This is a genomic window from Caenibius tardaugens NBRC 16725 (assembly GCF_003860345.1).
GTDB classification, from domain to species: domain Bacteria; phylum Pseudomonadota; class Alphaproteobacteria; order Sphingomonadales; family Sphingomonadaceae; genus Caenibius; species Caenibius tardaugens.
Map to the genome: position 1 here is coordinate 3296536 of NZ_CP034179.1, position 22064 is coordinate 3318599.

Sequence of the window (22064 nt, forward strand, 5' to 3'; positions counted from 1 at the left end):
ATGGACGGGGGGCACAGCGCAGGACCGGAAGCGTGCGGCAGGCTTGTAGCGGTATCCTTTCGTGGCAGGATATCCGGGATTTCCTGAGCGTTTATTGCGCGGCCTTTCTCGTCGTCAGCATCTACATTTTTTAACACCGGGCCGCGATGGCCTGCGGCGCCGATGGACACGGCCCCCTGACAAGAGCAGCCAGAGGCGGGTTTGCCTCGGGCATCAGCCCAGGTTGCGTACGAGTTCGTCGATACGGTTACGCACGAACGCTGTCATGGCGGGGCCGGGCTGCTGTGGGATCAGAATGTCGAGAGAGGGATCGACGACCGCAGTCCGATGGCCGCTCAGAGCCTCGACAATAGCCAGCCCCATAAACGGGATGAGAGCTTCGGAATAGCCACCTTCATGCACCATGACGAGCCGTCCACCGCATAGGTTTTGCGCCACTTCGCGCATGCGGGTGGTCATTGCGCGGAAGGTATCGCTGTGGGCCAGCATCCGCGCCATTGGATCGGCGCCGCCCGCATCGAGGCCGCTGGCGATGACGATCAGTTCTGGCTGGAACGCTTCGAGCGCAGGCACGACCAGCCTGTCGAGCGCGTAGCGATAGCCATCGTCACCCGTTCCTGGTGGCAGTGGAATATTGAGGTTGAAGCCTTCACCGGCGCCCGTTCCGCGATCTTCCGCGCCGCTGTATCCGGGCGGGAAGCAGTTTTCCTGATGGAGTGAGATAGTGAGGGTATCAGCCCGTTCCTGATAGACCGCCTGTGTGCCGTTGCCGTGATGGACGTCCCAGTCCACCACGGCCACACGTCCGAGACCATGTTTGGCCCGCGCCGCCTCGATCGCGATCGGGATATTGCACAAGAGGCAGAACCCCATCGATCGATCGGGGAGGCAATGGTGTCCGGCCGGCCGACAGAGGGCATAGGCATTGGTCACCGCGCCTGCGACGACATCGTCAATTGCAGTCCGGGCGAGCCCTGCGGAGATGCGGGCGATGTCATAGCCGCCCGCACTGAACGGCGCGTAATCCCCAATGTCCCCGCCGCCCGCGGCGCTGACGCGGGCAAACTCTTCCAGATAGCGCGCGGTATGGACGCGCAGCATCTCCTCTCCCGACACGGGTGTGGATTTGCGGACATCCAGCCTGTCGATCAGCCCGCTGGCCTGCACGAGGCTTAACAGGCGCCGCTTGGCGTCGGGGGTATCAGCTCCGGCGACGCCGGACGGGGGCTGGACCCAGCCGCCGACCGGCAGGAACAGCGCCTGCATCCCGACACAATGCCAGAAGGTCCGTTCTTCTGTGTAGAATCCGGTCGTCATGATGTCTGCTCCCGGATCGTCAGAACTTGATAGTGCCGGAAAGGCCGTAGGAAGCAGGCTCCCCGTATATCTGGATGCGGAAGAAGCTGACATTGTTGAGGTATGTCAGATAGGTCTTGTTCCAGATGTTTTTGCCCCACAAGGCGATCTCCCACGAACCGTCCGGATCGCCGATCGCGAGCCTCGCATTCTGCACCCAATAGGAGGGCGCCGCATCAAAGGTCTGGTTGGTGACGGACAGGAACCGGTCGCCGACAAACCGCACGTCGGTGGACCCGGTCAGTTCGAGGGAATCGCTGATCGGGAATGACTTCTGAAGGTACCCCTGGAACGACCACTTGGGCGTGTTGATCGGGCGTTTGCCTTTGAGTGGGATCAATCCGTTGTAGGTCTGGATCGTTGCATCGGTCTTGTTGTATTTCGCGTCGAGATAAGTCGCACCCAGCCGCAGAGTCAGGCTGGGGTCTGGCCGCCAGGTCAGGTCGCCCTCAAAACCATAAGTGCGTGATTTACCGATATTGCGGGTGACCGCCACCAGGGGGGAAGCCGGATCGTTCACAGTCGCCTGAATGTCGCGGTAATCATAGTAGAACGCGGCCAGATTCAGATCGATCGTGCGATCGAGGAAGCGGGATTTCGATCCCACCTCGTACGCGGTGAGCTGTTCGGGCGCGAAAGTGGAGATCGCGCCGCCAAATGGAACCGAGTAGCCGCCGCTGCGGAAGCCGCGTGAAACCGAGGCATAGAACAAGTGGTCGGGTGTCGCCTTGAAGTTGATCTGGCCGCGAAACGATGTCGTCCCGTCAGTCCGCTTGCCGTCGATGGCATCGACGGGGATAACGGGGGTGATCGTGTGGCTGGCGCCAGTGGGATCGTCGGCGCCGAGGAAGGTTGCGCCGTCGACGCTGATCCTGTCACTGGTATAGCGTAGACCGAAGATGAATGAGAGCTTGTCCGTCAATTCCAGTTCGTTGTTGGTATAGATCGCCAACGAACGGACCTTTTGACGGAATGCCGAGGCCAGCCGTGGCGCGAAGGGCGGCAGCAGCACAATCGTGTTCTGGGCCAGGTTCGCGCTTTCGGCCGAACGGATGGAATCGTGTTCGTAATATCCGCCGACAAGAACGCGCAGTGGGCCAAATTGTCCGGTTGCGCGCAGTTCCTGGCTGAACTGGTGGATGTTGCTGTACAGCAGCGTGTTTGCCGATACGAAGATGGATGCATCGCTATCCTCGTTCTGGTCGCGCCGGAACGTGTCATAGGAGGTGAGCGAAGTGATGGTCAGCGGCCCGGCTTCCTGCTCGATCCGCAAATACCCGCCAAGCGCGCGGTTGTTGGCCTTCCACGGGAAGTCGGCGGCGAAATTCCGTTTGCCGTTCGGTTCGCGTTGTCCTTCGGTGCCGGGGCCCGGATTAACCGGGAATTTCAGGCAGGCATCGGCGTGTTGCAATATCGCGTTGTTGAACAATTGGGGGCAGAGGCTGCCATCCGCATTGTATATGCCGGGCGCCTTGTAAGGCGTCAGTTCGCTCTTGTCGCGAAAGCCGTATCCGACCAGCCTGATAGTGGTGTTGTTATGTTCCCACAGCGCCTGAATGCGCCCGGCAAACTGGTTGGGGCCGCCGAAGCGTTTTCCGGTATAAAGATTGCGGTATGGCCCGCCGCTCCCTTGCGCAATGTAATAGGAGCCGCGCAGTGCCAGTTCTGACGAAAGCTTGATGTTTACAAAGCCATCGACCCGCGCACGTCCGTAATTGTCTATCTGGGCATTGATAGCGCCTTCGTTGGTGAAAGTCGGGGCGTTGGTGTAAAAGTTGACTGATCCGCCCGTTGAGTTGCGGCCGAAGGTGGTGCCCTGCGGCCCTTTCAGGGCCTCGACGTGATCGATGTCGAAGAAGGGCACGCTCGCCATATAGGGCTTCGACCGGTAGACTTCGTCGACATAGAGCGCGATCGGGGCATCGAAGTTGGATGCAAAATCGTTCATCCCGATTCCGCGCATGGTGAATGCGGGAAGATTGGAACTGGTGGTCGCGACAACACCGGGGATCTGTGCGGCAACCGCCGATACGTCAGTCGCCTTGCTTTTCTGCAACTCTTCACCGCTCAACGAGGTGATCGCGATGCCGACATCGTGGATCGACTGCGACCGTTTCTGTGCAGTGACGATGATTTCGTTGAGGTCCGCCTGCTTGCCCTGATCCTGGGCATGCGCGGCAACAGGAAGTGTGATCGCTGCGCTGTACAGAAATACTGCCTTCATGGATTTCATAATTTTCGCCCCATATACGCCTTGGATGCGGCCGTTCGGTCTGACCGGGGATCACGCGATCCGAGGTCGGCTGACTTCTCTCTCTGGCCGACGATGATGCCCCTGGGCGTTCGCGGGGGCGCGACGCTGCGTGCCAGATTTCGGCAGTTGCGTGCCAGCCGCTGACACTATGGGTTACTTGATTGCGAACGTGAATTGTGTGATCTTCTGCGCCAAGCTGTCAGCTGGAACAGCCAGGGGAGGCAGTTCGATGAACGAATATGCGGTAGCGCAGGCCGATGCTGTGGCGTTTCAGCACTCGCTGCGAAAAGCTTATGGGACGTTCGATACTACGCCGATCTCCGCTCGTGCATCGGGCAGCGCGACGGCTGTCGATTGTCCTGCCTTGCCCGGGGTGGCAATTCAGGCACGAAATGTCAGCAGTCAGCGCACTGCGCTGGACGAACGATGGAACGATACGGCTTTCATACTCGTGGTGCTTGGCGGGTCACTCGATCTTGACCATTACGGCCTTCAGACGACGCTGGATGCTGGGGACATGGCGTTGCTGGATGCCCGCGAAGCGTGCCGGATAGATGTCACCCGATCCGCCCATGCGCTGACGCTTTGCCTAGCGCGTTCGGATGTTATCGGTCTCAGGACAACCGTCGAAAATATCTTCGGGATTCCCATTTCTGGCCAGCGGTCGATCGGTCGCATTCTTGCGGGCACGATTACCGCCATCGTCCGCGAAAAATGCGAACAGGATCTTGTCTGCGGGATACGTTCCGCAGTGATGTCGCTGATCGATCAATCGCTTGATAGTGAACTGACGCTGCGTGGCCATTCGGACTGTGATCGGGCCCTGCTGCGCGAGATGGCCGAATGGGTTCTGCACAATCCGGAGGCGATAGAGGACGGGGTGGGCGCAATGGCACACCAGTTCGGTATGTCCCGCCGCAGCCTCTTTCGCCTGTTCAGCCGATACGGGACATCGCCCACGCGCTGGATCACCGATATTCGCCTTGGTTACGCCTATCGCCGTCTGGTCAATGGCGGTGGCGCGGAGACGGTGACGACAGTCGCCTATGAAGCGGGTTTCAGCGACAGCAGCCAGTTTGCCCGTGCGTTCCGGCAACGGTTTGGCATGGCGCCCAGTGCATGCCGTGACAGAACCATGATCAGAACCGTGGCGGGTGGCGGACGATGATGGCCGGGTGGACGCCCATGCCGCCGGTTGCGCATATGCGCCAGCGCGGGTGAGAACCGGGGTGCTGGCTCATGGCTGGGTGCGCGGGTCGATCGCCAGGATCGCGGCTGACGAATTTGTCAGATGTGGCGGCAATATCGATCGTGTGCTCAAGGAGTACGGCCTCACAAGACGGGTTCTCACAAACCCGCATGCCAGTGTCCCGCTCGCACGCTATGTCGCGATGTTCGAAACCATGGCGCGCGAACTCGGTGATCCGCTGTTCGGCGCAAAGGTGGGTTTGCGGACGAGGCCGGCCGATCTGGGCGCCGCCGGAACGATCATGGCGCGATCGCGCTCGATCGCTGCCGCGCTGGATCGCTTGACCCGGTTTGTGACCAGCTATCAGCCCGGTACGCAATCGCTGCTGGGCGAAAGCGATGATTTGCTGGTCTGGACCTATCGTCTGGGTGATGCGGACATCTGGCCGCGGGCTCAGGATGCAGAGTTTACCTTGTCGGCTGCGATGCAGTTGATTCGTCATGCATTCCGGCATGATTGGCGGCCCGAACTGGTGCAACTGGAACACGCGCCTGCCTCGCGCGAAGTTGCAACGCGGGTGGAGCGTCTGTTCGGCTGCCCCGTGCAGTTCGAGGCGCCAAGCAACGGCCTGATGTTGTACGCCGAAGAAGCACGCGTCCGTGTGCGCAGCGAGGATGCCGAACTTATCGCCGCCCTCGAAGGATTTCTGGCCGAGGCGATCCCTGAGGACGTACGAACAGCCAGCTGGTCAAGCAGGGTTCTGACCCTTGTCGCAACCTATCTTGGGCAACAACCGATTACGCTCGATGGACTGGCCGCCGATCTTTCGACGACGCGCCGCAGCCTCCAGCGCCACCTTGCGGCCGAAGGGACATCGCTGCGCGAATTGCTCCGTAATCATCGCCACGAAATTGCCCAGCGCCGTCTGCAGGCCGGGGTGCCCCATCTCGGCAGTCTGGCAGAAGCGTTGGGCTATGCCGATGGAAGCGTTTTCTGGCGTGCCCATCGCAACTGGACGGGCACATCGCCCAGCGCCGTTCGAAACAGCAACCGCTGAGGTCGCGCACGATCGATGCGCATCCTCAAAATCGGTTCAGGCGATAGGGCGAAGGGTCGACGATCGGCTGGTCGCCCGTCAGCAGATCGGCTGCCAATTGCCCCGCCGCTGGTGCTGTTCCGAAACCGTGTCCTGAAAATCCGGTGGCGAGCGTCAGTCCGGGGATGTTCGACACGGTATCGATGACGGGCAATGAGTCCGGCGTGATATCCATCATTCCCGCCCAGGTTTCGGCAATCACCGCTTGCTCGAACACTGGCCAGGCCGCGCGGACGTTGGCCATCGCTTCGGCGTTGATGGCATCGTTCACCGGCGGGTCGATCGTTCGCGTATTTTCGAAGGGGGATTTTGCCGACCCTTTCCAGTGGCGCGGGGTCATCAGATCGCGGAAGAAATCCCGGCCTAACGAAACGCGCAGAAACCGCCGTTGAGACCGCAGCGCAGGAAGATATCTGCGACCAATCAACAGATGATCGAGAGTGATCGGCGCTTCCACCGCGCTGCGCTGGGTAATGGTGTAGCCGCCGTCCAGACGCTTGCGAAAGGAGAAGTCGGGGCCGCCAACGGCAATGTCCGTTGGCCCGTTGATCGGGGCGGTGCGGATTGCCGACAGAACAAGGGGGAGGGTGGGAAAGCCAATGCCGAGATTACCGAGAAACCGGCGCGCGCCCATACCGGCGGCCAAGACCACCTCATCGCAGCGGATTTCGCCGCGTTCGGTCACGACACCGCAAACCTTGCCGCCCGCCAGCGACAGCGTGCGCACCGCGCAGTTTTCGACGATCACGGCACCCTTCCGGATTGCGGCGGTTGCGATGGCGCTGGGGGCCAGCGTCGGTTCGGCACGGCCATCGGAAGGGCAATAGATGCCCCCGGCCCAATGCCCTTTGCCACCCGGCGCCAGTGCGTCGATCTGGTCGGGTGAAACCGTGCGCGCGTCGATTGCGAAGGCCTCGGTCGATTTGATCCAGGCGTCATGCGCGGCCAGTTCGTTCTCGGTCGCGGCGAGAAACATTACACCGGTCTGGCGATAGCCGACATCCGTTCCGACACGCGCGGCCATGCCCTGCCACAGCGGGTCGGACGCCACGGCAAGGGGGAGGTCGGCGGCTGAACGGCTGGTCTTGCGGATCCACCCCTGATTGCGGGACGATTGTTCGCCAGCAATGGTGCCTTTCTCGAGAACCGTCACCGGAATGCCGCGTTCGGCCAATGTCAGCGCCGTCATGAGTCCGACGATGCCGCCACCGATCACCACCACGGTGGTGGTGGTGGGCAGATCGACGGATGTCACGACGGGAGATATTACGGGTGCCATGTTCGGCTTTCCTGCCAGAATGATCCAGGTGGGATGCGCAGCGGTCGTTCTGCACTCACAGCTGGACCGTTCGCCTTTCGACTTCGCCCGCAGATGCGCCGCGAAAGGCGGTGACTTCGATTTCCACCTTGTAGACATCCGATCCCAGCGGGGGGCATGTCACGGTACTGGCCGGGTCGACACCGCGAAATTTCTCTCCGACGATTGTCATTACGGCCAGCGTATCCGAAGGGTTCTGGATAAACACGCGAGAGGCCACAACATCGCCGAGGCTGGCATCAAGCGCGGCGAGGGCAGCCTCGATATTGGCGAAGACCTGCCGGGTTTGCTCTTCTATGGCTTCGGGAATTTCCTGTGTTCGGGGATTCCGGCCTGCGGTGTTCGATACGAAAATCCAGTCACCCACCGCCACAGCGCGCGAATAGCTGCCGATCTGTTCGAACTTGCTGCCGGTGCTGACTTTGACAATTCTGGTCATGAGCGGTCCTGATATTCTGCAATGCGTTCGGAAAGGGCGTGCGCGTTCACCGCAAGACCGGTTCGTCCCAGAGATTGAGTTTCTGGCCGATCCCACGTTCGATCGCATTGCGATAGATAACGGTACCCCAGGCGACATCTTCGACCGGCATCCCACCGACTGACATGATGATGATCTCTTCATCATTGTTCCGCCCGGGGGTTTCACCCGCGACAATCGCGCCGAGATCTTCAAGATCCTCTTTCGCCATCTTCCCTTCCTCGATCATGTCCATGAACTTGACCCCGATAACGGGGACATAGTTGTGGGCAGGACGGGGCAGTTCCTCGAACCATGCCTCGTAGAGGCCAATGTTATCGGCCACCTTACGCACGTCCGGTTTTTGCATCTCCTCGTCGATGTTGCAGACGGCGGGCATCACCAGAAAGGTTCCGGGTTTGAGCCATTCCCGCTTGACCAGCGGATAGGTCGAGGGATCGCCCGTTTCGCCCGAATTACAATACGTGACGATATCGGAATCGCGGGCCACGGCCTCGACCGTGTCGACGACGGAGACATTGGTGATCTGCGGAAATTCCTCGCCCAGCCAGGCAAGAAAGGATTCGAGACTTTCCTTGCCGCGTCCCTTGACCTTGATCGTATCGATCTGCGGGCAGGCGGCCATGAGCGCCATGACCGTGGTCTTGCCCATTACGCCGGGGCCGACCAGCCCAACGACTTTCGAGTCCCTGCGGGCAAGGTGACGTGCGCCAACGCCGGGCACCGCGCCCGTGCGATAGGCGGACAGGAGATTGGCCGACATGAATGCCAGCGGGGCTGCCGTATCCGTATCGTTGAGTACGAAGACCAGAATGGAGCGCGGCAGGCCCTTTTCGCGATTGGCGATGTTCGAACCGTACCATTTCATACCGGTGGTGCCGAAACGTCCCCCCAGATAGGCGGGCATCGCCATAAAACGGCGATCGGCCGTGGGCTTGGGCATGTTCGGGAACGGGGAATGTTCCGGAAAAAAGACCATTGCACCGTGCGAGTCATTGTTCGGACCAGCCATGCGATAATCACCGAGATGCAACAGTTCGAACATCTCTTCCATCGTATCGACGCAAGCAGGCATGTCGGTGGCGCCGGCCCGGATCATGTCCTGTTCGGAAAGATAAATGAAATCGATCTTTGTTGAATGCGACATCTTGCCTCTCTCATTATGACTTGCCGACATGGTGCGTTCTACAGCGTCAGTGAGCCATGTTATTTTGCGCCAAAGATTCGATAATTTGCGCCATATCGTGACGCGAAAGCCTGCATCTGCGCGCGATGGGCCCGCTCAGCGCTGTATGCGCTTTGCGTGCTGACGCAGAACCGGCGGTCGGGGGAAAGTAGGCGCAAGGGGGCGGTGGTCCGGCGGGCGCGGTTGGCGCGCGACCCGGACCGCCAGCTATGCAGGCGAAGGCTGTGGCTTCGCTCCGACAAAGAACCAGATCGTGGCAATGCCGAGCACGATCAGCATGGGCACAATCGCGTCGGGATTCTGGCGCAGACAGGCGACCACGACCAGCGCCGACAGCAGGAGTGCGATACCGGCGGTGACCACGCCACCGGGCGCCCGGAAGGGGCGTTCGCGGTCCGGCTCCTGTATCCTGAGCTTGATGAACGCTGCCAGCGTCACGATGTAGGACGCGGTAAGAAGCATCACCATGGTCAGGATGATCTTGTCCGGCGAAACATAGGACAACGGAAATCCGATCACACCGACCACGCAGAGCGCGATGACCGGAATGCCGTTTTTGCTCTGACGGGCGAGAATCGAAGGCAGGTAGCCCCCTCGGGCCAGCGCGAACATTTGCCGTGATGCGCCGTAGATCATCGAGAACAGTGTGGCGACAAGCCCCAAAATCGCGCCGGCACCAATCAGCGACAACATCCACGAGGTCCCGCCGCCCGGCAATGTTGCGAGCGCTGCGGTCAAAGGATCGTCGGCTTGTCCCATTTGCGCGCTTCCCGCCGCTGCAGGGCCGAGTACGAGAACACAAGTTGCTGTCAGCGCCAGGATGCCAATCGCGATCAGAATACCCAGTGGTACGTCGTGTTTTGGATTGCGCGCTTCTTCAGCGGATGTTGCCGTCTGTTCCACGCAGATGAACATCATGATGGCGAAGGGAACGCAGGATATGATGCCTGTGGCGCTCACAGGCGCGCCGCCAGCCGGAAGAAGGTTCTGCACATTGAAGTGGGGCAACATCGCGCCACCGAAGGCGAGAAGCGAAAGTACGGCGATCAGCCCTGCGCCGAGCAAAACCGTCAGCGCTTCGCCCACACCGATTATATGGATGCCGATAATGACGGCGAAGAGGATTGCCTTGAACAGAGGGCCACCAAACCCGGTGACTGCTTCGCTGTAGGCCGAAATAAATTGCGCCGCCGCCCCGGTACTCACTGCCAGTGCGGTAAACGTCGCGACGCCGACCGCATATCCCGCGAACCTGCCGAAAACTGCCTCGCAGTAAACGTAAAGACCGCCCGCATTGGGGAGCATTGTCGCGAGTTCCGCCACGCAGAGCGCCATGCCGAAACACAGCACGCTGACCAATACGGTCGCTGCCATCATATTGGCCCAGCTTGCCTGCGCGAGACCGTAATTCCAGCCGGCAAATTGCCCGGCAACAACCAGACCTACCCCCAGACCGGCGATTTGCCGCCAGCCTATCGACCCCGCCTGCAGGCTCATTGTTCTCTCCCCCGATTGTTTTTGATGCTCTCGCGATCATCCAGATAGGATTGTGCGAGTGCACAGGTGCGTTCGATCAACATCGGACCCAGTTCTTTCGCAGTCTGGGTTTCCGGACGGGTTTGCAGCCATCCGAGATAAGTCGTGCCGCGCAGGAACATGAAGAGCGGCAATAGCGCTTCGTCTCCCGCAGAGAGGGCGCGTTCGCTGCGGTAGCCTTGGAACAGAGCGTCACGCAGTTGCGGGTATTCCGGTTCGTCGAGATTGAAATAGAGCGCGGTTGCCAGCTCGAACATGTGCCAGCCATAACCGCAGTCATCGAAATCGATGAGCAGCAGGCGACCTTCATCGTGCAGCAGGTTTTCCGGCACGAAATCTGCGTGGATCAGGCCAAAGTGTTCGTGTGATCTATCAATTCCGGCCAAATCCTCGCGCGCGGCGGCGCGGGCCCGAAGCAACAACTCGCGCTCCGCTTCATCAAGTTGGCCGAATTCCCAGAACTGTCCCCACAGGGGGGCATCGCTGACCAGCCCGACATCGCACCAGCTATGCCGTGTAAACCCTTCTGGAAAGGCTATCTGTGCGGTCCGGTTGTGCAGCCGCGCGGCCAGTTTTCCGGCATCGTGGAACAGTTGAACTTTCGCCGCGCTGTCGAGGGCGAGGCCGCCTTCCGCAGAGCCGATCGGGGTGCCGGGGAGCCATGCCAGCATGTCGACCTGCCGTGTTTCGGGAACTGCGTCGATCCGGGCGTGAACCATGATTTCGCCGTTGGTTGCCGGGATGATCGGCGGCACATCGATGCCGCTGCGGCCGAGTTCCTGCATCCAGTGGAGTTCCGACCACAGCGCAGCGTCAGAGTGATAACCGTAACGATGGATGCGCAAGGCGACTTTCGTTCCATCGTTACGCAAGGCGCTGAATACCGCATTTTCGCGATATTTGACGAGCGCGATATCGGCGAAATTACCGTCCCACTGGGTCAGCGCCTCGCGCGCCAGCGCGCCGAGCGCCTCAGCCTGCTCAGCGTCTGACAGGGCATAAAAATCGCTCATCGAAGCTTCCTTGCGTATCAGAGGGCAGCCAACGCGTCGTCGAGCGTGGTCAACAGGACGTCCGCATTCTCTTTCGAGAACACGAGGGGCGGGCGCATTTTCAGAATGTTGTCGTGCCTGCCGATGCGGCTGATCAGCACGCCGCGATCGCGCATCAGGTTGATCAGCCGTTTCGCCTTGTCGGGTGCGGGGCTGTTTTGCGCATCGTCGTTCACCAGATCGAGCCCGAAGAACAGGCCCTGGCTGCGGACGTTGCCGACAACGGGATGGCGCGCTTTCAACTGATCGAGTCCCGATCGCACGTAGGCGCCGACGTTGCGGCAGTTCGCGGCAAGATCCTCGGTCTCGATCACGTCAAGCACGGCCGAGGCCACCGCCGCGGAGACGGGATTTCCCCCGAAGGTGTTGAAATAATTGGCTGCCCCGCCGAATGCGTCAACATGCGCACGTGCCGCCACGAGACCGGCCACGGGATGGCCGTTGCCCATCGGTTTGCCCAGAGTGACGATATCCGGCACCGCATCGGTCAACTGATGGCCCCACATCGCATCCCCGGTACGGGCAAAACCCGCCTGAACCTCGTCGCAGATGAACAGGCCACCGGCTTCCCGGACGATCCGCACGGCCTGTTCGACATAGCCGGGAACGCGATCGGGCAGTCCTTCATTGGCGAACAGGGTGTCGATCAGGAGCGCCGCAGGGCGAATGCCGTCTGCCTGCATGGATCGCACGGCCTGTTCGACCTGACTGGCAAAAACCCGTGCGAGTTCCTCGTCGCTGCGCCCCTGTCTGTCGCGATAGGGATCGGGGATCTGTATCTGGCGCGCGAAAGCGGGCAGGGGTTCAGGCGTAGGGGAACAGGTGGTCAGCGCCGCCAGCGTTTCCGAATTGCCGTGATAGCTGAAATCACTGACGATGATCCCTGTGCCGCCGGTAACATAGCGGGCCATTCGCAGCGCCAGTTCGTTCGCCTCGGTACCGGTGCAGGTAAACATCGCGGCGTCGAGCGAAGGTGCGAAGGTCGCGCAGAGCCGCTCGGCATAGTTGACGATGCCTTCATGCAGATAACGGGTATGGATGTTGAGTGTCTCAGCCTGGCGGGCGAGTGCCTCGACCACCTGCGGATGGCAATGGCCGACACATGGCACATTATTATACACGTCAAGATAGCGTTTGCCGTCTGCATCATAGAGCCAGACACCTTCGCCGCGCACCAGATGAACCGGTTTGTCATAGAACAGGGGGGCATTGCGCCCCATGATGCGATAGCGCCGCTCGAGCAGATGATGGTCGTCGGCGGGCATATTATTCTCCACGCGCCGAACGGGCTTGGGACGAGAACAGGTTCAGCCCGGGCCAGACGAAGGCATTATAGCCCATTACTTCCTGCAAATAGCGGAAATTTCCCATTTCAGTTGTTCTCCCAGTTTGCCTGAAAGCAAACACGTGCGAAAGAATGTGCAATTTTGCGTGAAATGTCTAGTTTTTAATCGGCGGTGAATCATGTTTCCGATTCCCGCAGGATTGAAGTCAGAGAGGTGTGATCATGCCGGAACAAGCGTTGAACGTGGGTTCGGAGAAGCCCGTTGTTCTGATTACCGGGGGCGGCAGCGGCATTGGGGCGGCCACGGCGGCGCGATTGGCCGCGGGATGGCGGGTGGCCGTTTGCGGCCGTCGGCGCGAGTCCCTCGACGCCGTGTGTAGCGCAGTGGGCGCCAGAGCCTATGTTGCCGATATCGGCAATCCGGACGTTGCGCGCCAACTGGTGGCTGATGTGGTTGCCGATTACGGCAGGCTTGATGGCCTCGTGCTCAACGCAGGCGTGCTTCAGGCTCTGCCGTTTGGCGAAACCCCGCTCGAGGCATGGAACCAACAGATTGCGATCAACCTGACCGGCCCGTTCGTGCTGGCGCAGGCGGCGCTCCCCCATCTTTTGAAGACCAGGGGGGCCATTGTCGGCGTCAGTTCGGTCGGTGCGACGCAAACGGGGCCGGGTCTTGCGGCCTATTCTGCGTCCAAGGCCGGGTTGAATCTGCTGATCAAGTCGATCGCCTATGAACACGCCCGTGACGGATTGCGTGCCAATATCGTTTCGCCGGGCTGGATTCGCACCGAAATGGGTGACGAGGAGATGGCAGCCATGCACATCGCAGATGATCTCGAGCAGGCTTACGCAAAGGTCAGCGGCGATGTGCCCCAGCGCCGCGCGGGCAGTTCCGAAGAAGCGGCTGAGGCCATTGCATGGATGCTGTCACCGCACGCGTCGTTCGTTAACGGAACGGAGCTGGTGGTCGATGGCGGCTCGCAGATTGCCAATTCGGGCATGACCTTCTTTGACAAGATCATGTCCGGGGAATTTGACACATAAGGTGCATGCACCCGAAACGTGCATGCACCTTCCGATTTCAGTAAATGGCCAGTTCCTGGGTCAGTTTCCTGAGCAGGCCATTGAGCTGGTTGATCTCATCCGTGCTGAATTGCGCGAAGGCCTGCTTCATGATCCGCGAGGCGATTTCCGAGGCGGCGCGCCCCGCTGCCTCTCCCTTGGGGGTGATCGATACGACAGTGACGCGCCGGTCAGCCGAACTCTGTTCGCTGGTGACCAGGCCATCGGCATTCATCCGTTGAATGATTTTGGTCATGGTCGAAAGCTTGACGATCGAGTGGTCTGAAATCTCGCTCACGCTCGCTCTGGTCTTGCTGTGCAGGACCATCAGCACGCGCCAGCGGGGGATGTCGAGACCGACAGTGGCGAGCGCCCTTTCCAGGATCAGCATATATTGCCGATCTGCGCGCGCGAGCCAGTAGAACGGCCATTCGAGAAATTCGAATTCGTAGTTTGCATTTTCCGGAGATGATTGAATCTTGGATGGCTGTACGCTCATCGAGGGGTACCTTTTTGTTCTATTCGCGGGCCCGATGGCCGGTGAGACGCGATCAGGCAAATATCAGCGGATATTGCCTCAAGCGTCGTTGAGCGTTCCTGTTGTGCGGGATTGTTTTTCCATTCACGTGATATTGTCTAGGCAATGCACGTAAATCTTGCAAGGTGGGTCGCACAGGCTTCTTTCTTGTCTGCGAGATTTTTCGACGGAAATCACTCTGGCGCCATAACTTGAATATTCAAGTGAAGAATGTAGATTGTCTGCGATTCGATTTGGTGGAGAGGCAGGATGCAAAATAGTGCTGATCAACGCGCGTTGCTGGGTGAGGCCGCCCGGCGGTTTGTAACCAAACCGCTCAGGATGATGATCAACGGGCAATGGTGCGACGCGTCATCCGGTGAACGGCGTGACGTGATCGACCCGGCAACCGGGCTCGTGGTGACGTCTGTCCCGGCAGGCGGTAAAGCTGATATCGATCGTGCGGTCACGGCAGCGCGTTCCGCGTTTGAAGGGGCCTGGCGCGGGGTCGGTCCGTCCATGCGTGAACGCCTGCTTCTCAAACTTGCGGATCTGGTCGAGCAACACGCTGACGAACTGGCTGAGCTGGAGACCATCGATAACGGAAAACTGCTGAGTTTTTCCCGGCATGGCGATCTGCAGCTTGCGATGGATTCCCTGCGCTACAACGCCGGTTGGGCGACCAAGATCGAAGGGCGCACCATCGATCCTTCGTTTGCCTATGTTCCCGGTATGCGGTTTTCGGCGCAGACATTGCGTGAACCGGTCGGCGTTGTCGGCCAAATCATTCCCTGGAATTTCCCGCTGGTCATGGCGGTTTGGAAGATTGCCCCCGCTCTGGCTGCCGGTTGTACCGTCGTGCTCAAGCCGGCGGAAGATACCCCGCTCACGGCATTGCGATTGGGTGAGCTGATTTGTGAAGCCGGATTCCCTGATGGCGTGGTGAATATCGTAACGGGTGACGGCACGGCCGGGGCGGCGCTGGTCGACCATCTGGATATCGACAAGATTGCTTTCACCGGGTCGACAGAGGTAGGGCAGGCCATCCAGCGCAAGGCCGCCGACACGATGAAGCGCATTTCGCTGGAACTTGGCGGAAAGTCGCCTGTCGTGATCCTCAAGGACGCCGATGTGGGACAGGCCATCCAGGGCGCGGCGCAAGCGGTGTTTTTCAATCACGGTCAGGTTTGCACGGCGGGGTCGCGATTGTTCGTCGAACGCCCGATTTATGACGCGGTCGTGGAAGGACTGGGCCAGGTTGCCAGTTCATTCAAGCTCGGATCGGGCTTCTCGCCCGACAGCATGATGGGCCCGCTGGTGTCTCACCGTCATCGCGAACGCGTGCTGTCCTTCATCGAAAAGGGACGGGATGAAGGGGGCGAACTGATCGCCGGTGGGCAATGCGTGAACGAACAGGGCTGGTTCCTGCAACCGGCCGTGTTCGCCAACACGCAGCCAAGCGCCACGATCTTTCGGGAAGAGATTTTCGGCCCCGTCCTGTCCGTCACGCCCTTTGATGGTGACGAGGCGGGCCTGTCGCTGGCGAACGATACCCGCTTCGGTCTTGGCGCCAGCGTTTTCAGTAATGACCTTGCTCGCGTGCAGCGTTTCACGCGCGGGTTCCGTGCTGGCATTGTCTGGGTCAATGCGCATAACCTGCTTGATCCAGCCGTGCCATTCGGAGGGGTGCGGATGTCCGGCTTTGGTAAGGAACTGGGGCATTCGGCGCTCGACCTCTACACCGAGGAAAAGTCGATTATCATGCCGATCTAGGTTATGGTTCGGGGCGGCGTGTGGCGGTTTCCGGCCGGCCATCACCCGTACCCCTTTGCAGATGGCGCAGCGCCTCTGCCCGCTTGTCGGGCGGAGGCGTTTTGCTTTCGTGGACTGCCGCCGGATGGCTGCACCCGGTGCATATGCGGCGGCCCTCCGGCGACCGCGTATTCGTGCGGGATTCCCGGCTAAGTGTATCAATGCAAACCTCAAATAATAAAGTTGCAAATTTAGGTGAATATTCACGTTGACTAGGAGGTAAATCGGCGTAGATTGAGTCCATAAGGAAAATGGGAGGACTCAGATGGAGGCATACAAAAGCTTCTGTTCGCTCGGTGTATTGGCTTTGGCACAGGCTTTCGCGACACAGGGCATGGCGCAGGAAGTCGCTTCACCCGCCAGCACGGCAGGTGTCGGTGAAATCGTCGTAACCGCGCAGAAACGATCGCAGAATGTCCAGGATGTGGGCATGGCGGTGAGCGCGCTTGATGAAACGGCGGCCAATGCGGTCAGTACGGCGGGGATCGCATCGCTGGCCAGCTATCTCCCCAGCCTGCAGGTTTCCAACTACAGCCCCACGATCACCATCTTCAACGTGCGTGGCGTGTCGCAGAATGACTTTGCAGACTCGCAGGAGTCACCGATCGCATTCTATGTCGATGGCGTATACATTTCGGCTATGGGCGGCATTTCCGGCCAGATGTACGATCTCGAGCGCGTGGAAGTATTGCGCGGGCCGCAGGGCACCCTGTTCGGGCGGAACGCGACAGGCGGCCTGATTCAGGCGATTACGGCCAAACCCACCGATTATCTTGATGGTTATGTGCAGGCCACGATTGGCAGCTATGGCCAGTTCTCTGCCGAAGCGGCGATCGGTGGCCCGCTGTCCGATCATCTGCGGGCGCGCGTTTCGCTCATCGCCAATCGTGGCGGAGCGTACATTCGCAACGCGACGGGCCCGGATCTGGGTGGCCAGCGCAATTATGGCGCGCGTGTCCAGCTTGCGGGCGATGTCGGTGCCAATGGCAAGTTCCAGCTCAAGTACCAGTATTTGCGCAACGATCATGAACGCAACGGCGGCCTTTATTCGCATGCTGCTGCGGTGCCCGATTCAGACGGTTTGGGCACGTTTGTGGGTGCCAACGAGAATCCGTACGGCACCTGCAACGGGTGTGATGTCTTCGGATATCGCCAGTCGGGCGGCCCGTTCTCGGTGGCATTCGATGGTCCCAACTACTTCAATCGGACCTACCACGACGTCACGCTGAATTATGAGCATGAACTGGGTGCGGTTACCCTGACATCCATCACGGACTATCAGCACCTGCGCAAGTCTTACGGCGAAGATGCGGATATGTCGCCTGCGCCGATCTTCAAATATCCGACAGCCCAGAAGCTCGATCAGTTTTCGCAGGAATTGCGCCTTGCGGGTAATAGCGACCGGTTGCATTGGGTCGTCGGCGGATATGCCATCTGGATCGACAGCCTGAACGATTACGACACGGACCTTTCGGCTCTGGGTATGCGGGAGATCTACGGCGGCAAGCTGAAGACCAGTTCGCTCGCGGCTTTTGGGCAACTGGAGTTCAAGGCGACCGATCTTTTCACCCTGATTGGCGGTCTGCGCTATTCCAAAGACGTCAAGAAGTACGACTTCCATCACGCCGAAAACGGGGTTGTCGATCTGATCTTCAACAAGTCGACCGTGGGCGATCTGGCACGAAATTCCGCAGGGCAGTGGTCGTGGAAAGCGCAGCTTAACGTGACGCCGAACGAGAACATGCTGCTTTACGCGGGCGTTAACCGCGGGACGAAGAGCGGGGGGTTTGGCACGCCAGCCTTCTTTACCAGCGATCTGGACTCCATCCCGTTCAAGCCGGAGGTTCTGACCAACTACGAAGCGGGTCTGAAGCTCACGTTTCTGGATGGTCGTGCCCACTTCAACACGTCGGCTTTCTATTACGACTACAAGAATTATCAGGCGTTCCAGCTGGTTAATTTGGCACTCGCGGTGTCCAATAAGCAGGCGCGGGTGAAAGGTATCGAATTCCAGGCTGATGTGCGCCCTGCCGATGGCTTGTCGCTGAGTGGCTTTGCCACCGTGCTCGATACCAGGATCAAGGATGTGGCCCTGCCGGGCGGGCGGATTGCCGACACCAAGATGCCACAGGCACCTGAATTCAGTGCCGGGTTCTCGATTGACTACACGGTTCAGGTCGGCGGGGGCAATCTCAAGCTGGGAACGAACTGGAAATACGATTCCTCGCAGTATTTCTCGACGTTCAATGCGCTGGTCGATCGTGAACCGTCGCACTTCATCGGCAATGCCCGCATATCCTATGAATTGGGCAGCCTGCCGCTCGAGATTGCCGTGTTCGCGAACAACGTCACGGATAAGGAATACAGGGTGTACAACCTCGATCTGTCGGGGCCGTTCGGGTTTACCCAGCAGACGTTTGCCAAGCCGCGTACTTTCGGCGCATCGCTGACCTACAAGATCGGGGATCATCGTTGATGTAACCACTTTGCGGTCGGCCATGCTTGCGCGCTGGCCGACCGCAGAGACAGCCGCCTGTGGTCGGATTGCCGGTTCCGAACAGGACGCATTCTTATGTCTCGACGGCTGCATCCGAGAGGGATGTCTGCGCATTGCAGCAAGCCGGAAGACTGCTTCTTTGCAGGCGTTAGTATTTGACTATTCACGTAATATGCGTATTAATTTGTCGAGATCAATTCGCGATTCCGCGGAAGCAGGAGGGGGTTGAATGAACCGGAGCGATTCCGCTGCCATCGTCCGCCCCCTCATGCTGGGCAGCGGTTCGACCCGCGCGGTGGTCAAGGACAATTTCGCCATTGCAGGACTGCCCACCTCCATGGGGAGTGCGCGCTTTGCCCGGGTTCCGCCCGCGCAAGCGAATGCGGTGGTCGTGGATCGGCTTGTCCGCGCGGGTATAGCGATAACCGGCCGCGCCGCCATGCATGAGCTGGCCTACGGGGTCACCGGACGCAATGACTGGTCCGGTACGCCGTTGAACCCGCGCTGGCCGCAACGGATCGTCGGGGGGTCGTCCAGCGGCTGTGCGGCTGCGGTGGCGAGCGGCCTGGTGGACATCGGCATAGGGACCGACACCGGCGGGTCGATCCGGTTGCCCGCTGCCTGTTGCGGCATTGTCGGGCTGAAACCCGGCTTTGGTCTGATCGATCACGATGGGGTGAGCCCGGCCAATTCGACACTCGATTGTGTCGGGCCGATGGCACGCAATGTGTCTGGCATCGTGCAGGCGATGGCTGCGATGGTCGATGGGTTCGATGCGGATCATCCGATTGATCGGCCGCGTGTGGGGATGCTCGCATGCCAAGCCGATGCACCGGTAAAGCAGGCTTTTGATGCTGCGATCGGGCGACTGGAGATCGAACCACACCCCGTTTCTCTCGCCCTGTTCGATCAGGCCTTCGACGCCGGGCTGACCATTATCGCGGCAGAAATGTGGTCGGAGTTCTTTTGGCTGGCGCCGGAATTTGACGGGATCGGGGCGGATGTCGCCAATCGTTTGCGGCGGGCCGCGCAGATCGATCCCGCATCTCTGGCCCAAGCCAGAGAGATCAAGCGCGCGTTCACGGCCGAAGTCGACGACCTGTTTACGCGGTACGATTTTCTGGTTCTGCCGACCATCGACAGTGTGCCGCCCTTGTGCACGCAGGCGGATGACCCGTTGCAACAGTTGCGCCTTACCCGCCTCGTACGCCCGTTCAACGTCAGCGGCCATCCGGCAATCACGCTGCCGACCCTGACCGAAGAAGGGTTGCCGGTCGGGATACAGATTGTGGGCCCGATGGGGCGTGATGGTCCGCTGTGCGCGTTCGCACGCCAGGTCGAGGCAAAGATTGAAAATTCGAAGGAGATTGCGTGATGACTGCCACGACATTGGCGGCTGACGATAAGGCGGCAGGCATGACGGCGAGTTTGCCTGCGCTGCTCGACACTATTCGGGCGCGCCGCGCCGAATTGCATGCGCTGGGACATATCCCTCAGGACATCGTCAAACAGTTTCAGGCACTCGGCCTCTACCGCGCCTTCGTTCCCGAACAACTGGGCGGCGCAGGGACGACCCCGATGGAATTCCTGCGCGTAATCGAACAGATTTCCACCGCCGACGGTTCGGCGGGCTGGGTGGCGAGCTTCGGCTTCGCGACCAAATATCTGTCTTCCCTGCCAGCCGAAACACTGGCTGAACTCTACAGCGACAGCCCCGATGTGGTGTTCGCAGGGGCTGTTTTTCCGCCCCAGACCGCGACGCGCGAAAGCGGCGGCTACCGCGTCAAGGGGCGTTGGGGGTTCGGTTCGGGTTCGCTCGGAGCCTCCCTCATCGGTGTCGGCATCAAACTGGATGGCGAACAGGGCGGATTGCCGCGGATGGCGGTGATGCCGCGCGACAAAGTCCGTATTGAGGAAAACTGGGACACGATCGGCATGTTCGCGACCGGCAGCCACGATCTCGTGGTGGATGATGTGTTTGTGCCGGAATCTCACATTCTCATTCGCGGCGCTCCGCCCTCGATCGACACACCGGCCTATCGTTATCCGACAATGGCAATGGCAGCGCAGGTTCTGGCCATCGTGGGCGCTGGCGTCGCGCGTGAGGCGATCGATGAAGTCATGAATCTGGCAGGCAGACAATCGATCACGGGCGCGCCGGCGCTGGGGGATCGCCCCAATGTGCAGATCGCGCTGGGCCAGATGGAAGCGAAGCTCAGTTCCGCGCGCGCGTGGTTCTATGAGGAAACGGAGAAGGTCTGGGAGCGGATGCTCGCCGGGGATGAGGTGTCCGACAAGGATGTCGCCCGTCTGCGGCTGGCGTCCACACATATCGCCAAAACGGGAGCAGATGTGACGCGCCGTGCGTTCGAGCTGTGCGGCACCACGGGGATTTTCAACACGCACCCGCTTTCCCGGTTGCTGATGGATGCCCTCGTCGTCGCGCAACATGCTTTCATGAACGAAACCACCTGGCAATCGGGCGGTGCGGTCATGCTCGGCCGGAAACCCGCTCCCGGCTATCCCTGAAACCGATCGAATGGAATGACCATGGCCACTGAAAACAAAAAAATCAGAGCATTGTTCTGTTGCGCTGTCCTGCAGAACTTTTTCGATCTGCCGGGGGACAAGATTCCGGATGTGCTCAAGGCCACCGGCCAATTGTTGCGGACGATCCGTGAAATGCCGGGCGTGGACGTGTTGGGTACGATGGACGATGACGAGACAATGGTCGGCACCTCGCCCAACGGCTGGCCCTGGACATTCTACATCTTGGCTGACGTGCCGGATCGGCAGACCGCCGTGGATATCTGCGGGCTGTTCCGCACCAGCGAAGTCGGCGAATACCGGCTCTGGAAATATATGCGGATCGAGGCCCGGCTGGGTCGCGAACTTGTGATGCCGGAATGAGCGACGCTGCCATCCTTGCCCGGCTCGATCGGCTGGAAAGCGAAGCCGCCATCCGGCGGACTGTCGCCCGCTATTTCCAGATTTGTGATCGCCTTGGCCCGGAAACGCCGTTCACCGAACTGGGTGAACTGTTCACCCGGGATGCCTGCTGGGAAGGGAAGGGGCGCTACGAGAGCGCCTTTGGCCGCTATGATGGACGCTCGGAGATTGTTGCAATGATCCGCAGCTATTGCATGCCCACGCCGCATTTCGCGATGACTGCCCATTTCTTTTCGGCCGACGATATCGCCGTCGAAGGGGAGACGGGGGTGGGCAAGTGGATGATGTTGCAGACCTCCACTTACGCTGATGGCACCGCGGACCTGCGCAGCGCCTGCCTGACCATGCGCTTCGAACGCGAAAACGAGCGGTGGCGCATCGCTTTGTTTCGAACCGAAAACATCTTTTCTCGCCGGATCGACCACTGGAATGATCGTGAGGTTATTCCGGTGCCGGACCAGACAGCCGGAGCCTAAC

The 22064-nt window shown here is 60.1% G+C and carries 18 protein-coding genes; 9 read left to right on the forward strand and 9 right to left on the reverse strand.

The genetic code is table 11. The features are described from left to right. Nucleotides 1–213: 213 nt before the first annotated feature. Complete coding sequence (locus tag EGO55_RS15565; protein WP_021688456.1) at nucleotides 214–1317, reverse strand: class II histone deacetylase; 1104 nt, start codon at nucleotides 1315–1317, stop codon at nucleotides 214–216. Between the two features lie 19 nt (nucleotides 1318–1336). Further along, on the reverse strand, nucleotides 1337–3589 hold the full coding sequence (locus EGO55_RS15570) for a TonB-dependent receptor (protein WP_021688455.1): 2253 nt from the start codon (nucleotides 3587–3589) through the stop codon (nucleotides 1337–1339). Nucleotides 3590–3839: 250 nt separating this feature from the next. On the opposite strand from EGO55_RS15570, the gene EGO55_RS15575 reads away from it, so the two are divergent. Together EGO55_RS15575 and EGO55_RS15580 are read left to right on the forward strand one after the other, a co-directional pair. Next, nucleotides 3840–4778: a helix-turn-helix domain-containing protein gene (locus EGO55_RS15575; protein ID WP_021688454.1), complete on the forward strand. Its 939-nt coding sequence runs from the start codon at nucleotides 3840–3842 to the stop codon at nucleotides 4776–4778. Continuing rightward, a complete protein-coding gene (locus tag EGO55_RS15580; protein ID WP_052023574.1) occupies nucleotides 4765–5856 on the forward strand; it encodes an AraC family transcriptional regulator in 1092 nt (363 codons plus the stop codon). Before EGO55_RS15575 ends, EGO55_RS15580 begins: the two co-directional genes overlap by 14 nt. 25 nt (nucleotides 5857–5881) lie before the next feature. On the opposite strand, the gene EGO55_RS15585 is transcribed toward EGO55_RS15580, so the two are convergent. The 6 genes from EGO55_RS15585 to EGO55_RS15610 form a co-directional block, all read right to left on the reverse strand. Beyond that, the gene (locus EGO55_RS15585) at nucleotides 5882–7174 is read right to left on the reverse strand and encodes an NAD(P)/FAD-dependent oxidoreductase (RefSeq protein ID WP_021688452.1); all 1293 of its coding nucleotides are present in this window, start codon (nucleotides 7172–7174) and stop codon (nucleotides 5882–5884) included. Nucleotides 7175–7229: 55 nt separating this feature from the next. Continuing rightward, nucleotides 7230–7652, reverse strand: a complete 423-nt coding sequence (locus tag EGO55_RS15590; RefSeq protein WP_021688451.1) for a Rid family hydrolase — start codon at nucleotides 7650–7652, stop codon at nucleotides 7230–7232. 46 nt (nucleotides 7653–7698) lie between these two features. After that, on the reverse strand, nucleotides 7699–8838 hold the full coding sequence (locus EGO55_RS15595) for an ornithine cyclodeaminase family protein (protein WP_021688450.1): 1140 nt from the start codon (nucleotides 8836–8838) through the stop codon (nucleotides 7699–7701). 246 nt (nucleotides 8839–9084) lie between these two features. Beyond that, a complete protein-coding gene (locus EGO55_RS15600; RefSeq protein ID WP_021688449.1) occupies nucleotides 9085–10374 on the reverse strand; it encodes an amino acid permease in 1290 nt (429 codons plus the stop codon). Further along, a complete protein-coding gene (locus tag EGO55_RS15605) occupies nucleotides 10371–11426 on the reverse strand; it encodes a phosphotransferase enzyme family protein (RefSeq protein ID WP_021688448.1) in 1056 nt (351 codons plus the stop codon). Before EGO55_RS15605 ends, EGO55_RS15600 begins: the two co-directional genes overlap by 4 nt. 17 nt (nucleotides 11427–11443) lie before the next feature. Next, nucleotides 11444–12730, reverse strand: a complete 1287-nt coding sequence (locus EGO55_RS15610) for an aspartate aminotransferase family protein (RefSeq protein WP_021688447.1) — start codon at nucleotides 12728–12730, stop codon at nucleotides 11444–11446. A gap of 242 nt (nucleotides 12731–12972) precedes the next feature. Between EGO55_RS15610 and EGO55_RS15615 the strand changes: the two genes are divergently transcribed. Then, on the forward strand, nucleotides 12973–13794 hold the full coding sequence (locus tag EGO55_RS15615) for an SDR family NAD(P)-dependent oxidoreductase (protein ID WP_021688446.1): 822 nt from the start codon (nucleotides 12973–12975) through the stop codon (nucleotides 13792–13794). A 37-nt stretch (nucleotides 13795–13831) separates the two neighbouring features. Here EGO55_RS15615 and EGO55_RS15620 read toward each other — a convergent pair whose 3' ends face one another. Continuing rightward, nucleotides 13832–14311, reverse strand: coding sequence for a MarR family winged helix-turn-helix transcriptional regulator (locus tag EGO55_RS15620; RefSeq protein ID WP_021688445.1), 480 nt, complete (start codon nucleotides 14309–14311; stop codon nucleotides 13832–13834). Between the two features lie 288 nt (nucleotides 14312–14599). Between EGO55_RS15620 and EGO55_RS15625 the strand changes: the two genes are divergently transcribed. The 6 genes from EGO55_RS15625 (at nucleotide 14600) to EGO55_RS15650 (ending at nucleotide 22063) form a co-directional block, all read left to right on the forward strand. After that, complete coding sequence (locus EGO55_RS15625; protein WP_021688444.1) at nucleotides 14600–16102, forward strand: aldehyde dehydrogenase family protein; 1503 nt, start codon at nucleotides 14600–14602, stop codon at nucleotides 16100–16102. A gap of 304 nt (nucleotides 16103–16406) precedes the next feature. Further along, the gene (locus EGO55_RS15630; protein WP_021688443.1) at nucleotides 16407–18617 is read left to right on the forward strand and encodes a TonB-dependent receptor; all 2211 of its coding nucleotides are present in this window, start codon (nucleotides 16407–16409) and stop codon (nucleotides 18615–18617) included. A 250-nt stretch (nucleotides 18618–18867) separates the two neighbouring features. Next, a complete protein-coding gene (locus EGO55_RS15635) occupies nucleotides 18868–20013 on the forward strand; it encodes an amidase (protein ID WP_021688442.1) in 1146 nt (381 codons plus the stop codon). Continuing rightward, entirely contained in the window at nucleotides 20013–21167 is a 1155-nt protein-coding gene (locus EGO55_RS15640) for an acyl-CoA dehydrogenase family protein (protein ID WP_021688441.1), read from the forward strand. Before EGO55_RS15635 ends, EGO55_RS15640 begins: the two co-directional genes overlap by 1 nt. A gap of 21 nt (nucleotides 21168–21188) precedes the next feature. Then, the gene (locus EGO55_RS15645) at nucleotides 21189–21548 is read left to right on the forward strand and encodes a hypothetical protein (protein WP_040714605.1); all 360 of its coding nucleotides are present in this window, start codon (nucleotides 21189–21191) and stop codon (nucleotides 21546–21548) included. After that, the gene (locus EGO55_RS15650) at nucleotides 21545–22063 is read left to right on the forward strand and encodes a nuclear transport factor 2 family protein (protein ID WP_021688439.1); all 519 of its coding nucleotides are present in this window, start codon (nucleotides 21545–21547) and stop codon (nucleotides 22061–22063) included. Before EGO55_RS15645 ends, EGO55_RS15650 begins: the two co-directional genes overlap by 4 nt. The last annotated feature ends 1 nt before the right edge of the window (nucleotide 22064 follow it).